The organism is Candidatus Benthicola sp., from assembly GCF_058719085.1.
In genome coordinates this window covers 1-5,120 of sequence record NZ_JBZQEK010000172.1, presented here as the reverse complement: position 1 = coordinate 5,120, position 5,120 = coordinate 1, and the positions used below count along the sequence as shown (strand labels likewise).

General features: G+C 66.2%; 3 protein-coding genes and 1 pseudogene. All 4 read left to right on the top strand.

Annotation, left to right across the window (positions count from 1 at the left end):
- Nucleotides 1–275, top strand: a pseudogene (locus AC36XV_RS12505) (hypothetical protein); the annotation flags it as partial.
- A gap of 91 nt (nucleotides 276–366) precedes the next feature.
- Entirely contained in the window at nucleotides 367–849 is a 483-nt protein-coding gene (locus AC36XV_RS12500) for a hypothetical protein (RefSeq protein WP_492204017.1), read from the top strand.
- 113 nt (nucleotides 850–962) lie between these two features.
- Complete coding sequence (locus tag AC36XV_RS12495) at nucleotides 963–1,979, top strand: HAD family hydrolase (RefSeq protein WP_492204016.1); 1,017 nt, start codon at nucleotides 963–965, stop codon at nucleotides 1,977–1,979.
- Between the two features lie 119 nt (nucleotides 1,980–2,098).
- Nucleotides 2,099–5,120: sensor histidine kinase (locus AC36XV_RS12490; RefSeq protein ID WP_492204015.1), on the top strand; the 3,022-nt coding region annotated here is incomplete at its 3' end.

Here is a 5,120-nt window from a genome sequence, read left to right as displayed (position 1 = left end):
GTGACGAGTCCGTGCTGCTGGCCGGCGACCTGAACACCTGGTCGGACCACGAGACCTCGGTCCTCCACCTCCGGGAGTGGTTCGTGGATTCTCCGCCCTCTCTCGAGGAGCCGACGCGGGGAGCCTTTCCGACCGACCACATCCTGTTCCGGAAGGGGCAGGGCGCAGCTCCCCGGCTCGTCGATTCCTCCTACACACGGCTGGCCGGGCGCTATCACTCGGATCATCACCCGATACGCGTGACACTTCGGTTCCCGGAACGGGCTCCGGAATGACGGTTCGATGCTCTCGCGCCGCCCCCGGCCTGCCACTATTCTACCGGTGTCGGCGATCGGCAGATGCGAGATCCTGTTCGCGGAGGGGGTCATGAACATCCGATCTGGGAGCGCGTGGAAGTCTTGTGCTTTCGGAGCCGTCCTGCTCACCGCGCTGGGCTGCCAGCCCGCCACGGATGTGGAGGTGGACCAGATCCAGGGGACCTGGCTGGCCACGGAGGCGCGCCTCGAGGACCTCGAGGGATACAAGCTGGGCAACGTCGATCTCATCGCGGAGGGATGGAACGTCGCGTTCAGCTCGCCGGGCAATGGCGAGTTCACGCTGGTGCTGGATTCACCCGACGACCCCGGCGTGCAGGGAATCACGGGTGTGATGGAGATCAACGGGACCCGCGCGACCTTCACGACGGACACGAACGTCACGAACGGGGACATCTTCTTCGATACCGACGACCACCAGCTGGCCCTCAGCATCACGGGCGGCCTCACCTACGACTTCTCGGGCAACGGGAACGAGAAGCCGGCGAAGCTCCTGGTGGTGATGGACCAGGTGTCCTCGCAGCCGGCCCCGTAGAGAGCCAGGCTTTCCATCCCGTCAGGCGGGACCGTTCTGGCGGCTCCGCCTCGTTCTGCGCCGGGCGATGGGAAGATGCGCGCCTTGGATGACCCTCCTTCAGGACCACTACATTGAAGACCAAGTTCGCCCTGCTCCTGGTGTTCGCCGCCTTCCTGTCGACGGCGTGCGATCAGGTAGTTCCCCAGTCCGAAACCGATGAAGCGGCAGCAACCCGGCCGACGGATCCGCTTCCCTCCTGGAACGACGGCCCGACGAAAGAGTCGATCCTTTCGTTCGTAGAGAAGGTGACGAGCGAGGGCTCGCCCGAGTTCGTGCCGGCAGCCGAGCGCATCGCCACCTTCGACAACGACGGCACGCTGTGGGCCGAGAAGCCGCTGTACGTCCAGCTCGCCTTCGCGATCGACCGGGTGAAAGAGCTCGCGCCTCAGCATCCCGAGTGGGCGAGCACCGAGCCCTTTTCCTCGGTCCTGGCCGGTGACCTTCAGACCGCCCTGGCCGGAGGAGAGCACGCGATGCTCGAGCTCGTCATGGCTACTCACGCGGGGATGACTACGGCGGAGTTCGAATCGATCGTCGCGGACTGGGTCGCCACGACGAAACATCCCGGAACGAACCGGCTCTACACCGAGATGGTCTATCAGCCGATGCTCGAACTGCTCGAGTACCTGCGCGCGAACGAGTTCAAGACGTTCATCGTGTCGGGGGGCGGGATCGAGTTCATGAGGCCGTGGACCGAGCAGGTATACGGCATTCCCCCCGAACAGGTAGTGGGGAGCAGCATCAAGACGCAGTTCGAGATGCGGGATGGCGGTCCGGTGCTCGTCCGGCTACCCGAGATCGACTTCATCGATGACAAGGCCGGGAAGCCGGTCGGCATTCACTCGCACATCGGCCGGCGTCCGATTGCCGCGTTCGGCAATTCCGATGGGGATCTCCAGATGCTGCAGTGGGCGACCGCGGGCGACGGTGCGCGCTTCGCGCTCCTCGTTCACCACACGGACGGCGAGCGGGAGTACGCCTACGACGCCGGCGCCGAGACCGCCCTGACCACGGCGCAGCAGAACGGCTGGACCGTCGTGGACATGAAGACTGACTGGAACGCGATCTACCCGCCCGTGGAGGAGTGAGGCTGTCGGGCCGCCGGGCCAAAGGCGGCCCCATCAACAGCGAACTCGCTGCGCGTTTTCCGATACAGGTCTGTTCTCTGGCGGTTCTATGGACTTCCTGACACGACGCAGACGGTGGTGTGATCAAAGAGTCTGAACCGAATACGGCGCAGTTTCGCTTCGCCTTCTCCGTGCGAGCCGCGATGGGGATGCTGCTGCTCACACCGGTGTACCTGTCCGCACAACCGGCTACGTCGGTGACGGCGCGTCCCGTGCAACCCCGCATCATCGACACCTGGTCGATCGCCGATGGACTCCCAGGAGCGGTCACGGACGTGACGGAGTCCGCGGACGGAAGCCTGTGGTTGGGCACGGTAGCCGGCTTCGCGCGTTTCGATGGTGATGCGTTCGACATCTACGACAGTAACGACGTCGCGAATCTGCCCGACCAGCGTATCGAGGCCTTGGCGCCCGCACCCGATTCGTCCCTGTGGATCTTCACCGACGGGGGCCATGCCGCCCGGTGGTCGGCGGGAGCGATCACACGGCGGATCGATTTCGGAAGCGACGCCCTCAGGCCGGAGACGGGCAGCGACTTGCTGGACGCGGACGACTTCTGGGCGTGGCGAATCGATCTCGTATACCACGTCCGGGATGGGGAGGCAAAGACCACCACGCCCGGCGAGATCTTCGGAGTGGAATACGGGACGCGCGTAGAGATCGCCGACGTCGCGGTGTTACGCACGGGCGAGGTCTGGGTGGCGTCGGACGTGGGTCTCGCCCGCCTTGTGGATGAGTCCTGGCAGGTCATCCCTCGTGGATCGGGCCTTCCAGAGGGACCGCCCGAGGCCCTGTTCGAAGACGGCGTGGGTCGGCTCTGGGTCGCGACCCGCGGGGGTATCGGCTTGCGCGTCGGCGACGACGTGTTCGAGGCAGTCGAGCACACGGCCGATTCCCTCGGCCAGTTTGCGGAAATGACCGAGGGGCTCGACGGAACCCTATGGGTGCTCCATACGAACCGCCTGCGACAGCTGCAAGTCGTCGAATCGGAGGGATCGACGAGCCTCATCCCGCTCTGGCAGCGCGACTGGAACGCGAGGACAGACGCGGCGATGCATGTCGATCACTTCGGCAGCCTGTGGATCGGCGGGCCCGACGGGAGACTGTCGAGGATATCTATCGCGGCGGCGAGTCACCTCGGAATCGAAACAGTAGTGCCAAGTCCACAGCGAGGCGTCCACCACGTCGTAGGTGACGGGAGCGGCGGCCTGTGGATCGGCCCCAACTGCTCCGGTCTGCTGCATTGGGATGGGTCCGTGCTTCGTCAGCAAGAGGGGCTCTCGGTGGGCCGGTCGGGCTGCGTGCACGGACTCATGCGCGATTCCGGGGGCGCCCTGTGGATCGGGGAGGGAGAGCGCGCCACGCGTTACTCTGGCGAGACCGTGGAGTTGTGGTCGTGGAGCGAGAAGACGCGCCCGGGGGCCATCACTCCCTTCCTGGAGGACTCCAGCGGGCGCATCTGGATCGGGGCGGAAGGCAGGGTGCTGCGTATCGAGCCAGACGGGGCGCTCCGTGAATTCGGAGCGGAGCTGGGCTTGCCGGAAGCCGAAGTGTGGTCCCTTGTGCAGACGCCGGACGGCAATCTCTGGGTCGGGCAGGTGGGAACGATCAGTCGGTGGAGCGGAGAGGCCTTCGAGGTGTTCGACGAAAGCGAAGGCGTGCCGCTCGGTGACATCCGCGTGCTCCGTGTGACGGACGACGGATCCCTCTGGGCGGGCAGCTACGGGGGCGGAATCGCCCGGTTCGTGGATGGCGGGTTCAGCCGCATCACCCGTGCGAAAGGGCTGTTCGACAACTACGTCTCGGCCATCCTGGAGGACGATCGTCAGCGGCTGTGGATTCTGGGGAACCGCGGAGTCTTCGTGGCCCAACGGGCTGCGTTCGATTCCGTGGCTCTGGGATGGTCACCGCGGCTCGACGGAGTTCTGTTCGGTTCGCGCGACGCGGTGCCCGAGGGAAACGGGGGGTCACCCGCCGCGTGGATGGACGCCGACGGAACGGCCTGGTTCGCCACCGTCGAAGGCCTGATCTCGCTCGACACGAAGGCCTTTCCGTACGACCCGACCGCACCGGGCGCACGTATCACCAGCGTGACCGCGGCACGCGGAGAGATCGAGACAGGGGACCCTCTCGTCGTTCCGGCGGGGGCCGGAGCCGTGACGGTAGAGTACGGGGCTCCCGGCCTGCCGGTGGGGCGCGGGTTCCGGTACAGGTACCGGATGCTGGGCCTGGACGATCAGTGGCTGGACGCAGGTTCGGCGCGTGTTGCCCGGTTCGCAGGCCTTCCGCCGGGTCGATACGAGTTTCAGGTGATCGCGCGCAGCGGAGACGGGGTGTGGGACGTGGCTCCGGCCCGCGTACGACTCCAAGTCCTGCACGCCTGGTGGCAGCTCCCGGTTCTCCGCGGAATGGCCGCGCTGATCGCCGTGGTCCTGATCATCGCCTACGCGCGCCACCGAATCCACCAGGCGGAGGAGCGAACCCGTCGCCTGCAGCGCGAGATACATGAGCGTGAGGAAGCCGAGAAGCGGGTCCAGCTCAAGCAGCGAGAACTCGAGCACATGTCCCGCATCGCCACCGCGGGCGAGCTGGCCAGCTCGCTCGCCCACGAGCTCAATCAACCGCTCACGGCGATCGTCGGAAACGCCGTCGTCAGCAGCCAGATGTTGTCCGATCCAGGGACCGGCAAGGCGGCGATCCGCGAAGCGCTCGATGACATTGCCGGCGACAGCCGCCGGGCCGCCGAGATCATCCGCAAGCTCCGCACGTTCATCGGCAGGCGACAGCTCGACAGAGAGGAGCTCGACCTGAACCGGGTAGTCGAGGAGACGGTGCCGATGTTCCGCAGGGAGCTCGACGGTCACGAAGTGGCCCTCGAGCTCGACCTGTCGCCCCGCCTGCCGCGAGTCGAAGCGGACCGAGTACAGCTCCAGCAGGTTCTGGTCAATCTCGTCCTGAACGGCATCGACGCCCTGTCGAAGCAGCCGCCGGAGGAGCGCGGCCTGAAGGTCAGTACCCGGGGGGATGCGGAAACCGCCAGCATCCTGGTATCCGACACGGGGCCGGGGATCGACGAGGCGGATCTGGATCGCGTGTTCGAGC

Coding starts and splice junctions, on each gene's coding strand:
- AC36XV_RS12500 (WP_492204017.1), top strand. CDS start 367: ATGAACATCCGATCTGGGAGCGCGTGGAAGTCTTGTGCTTTCGGAGCC.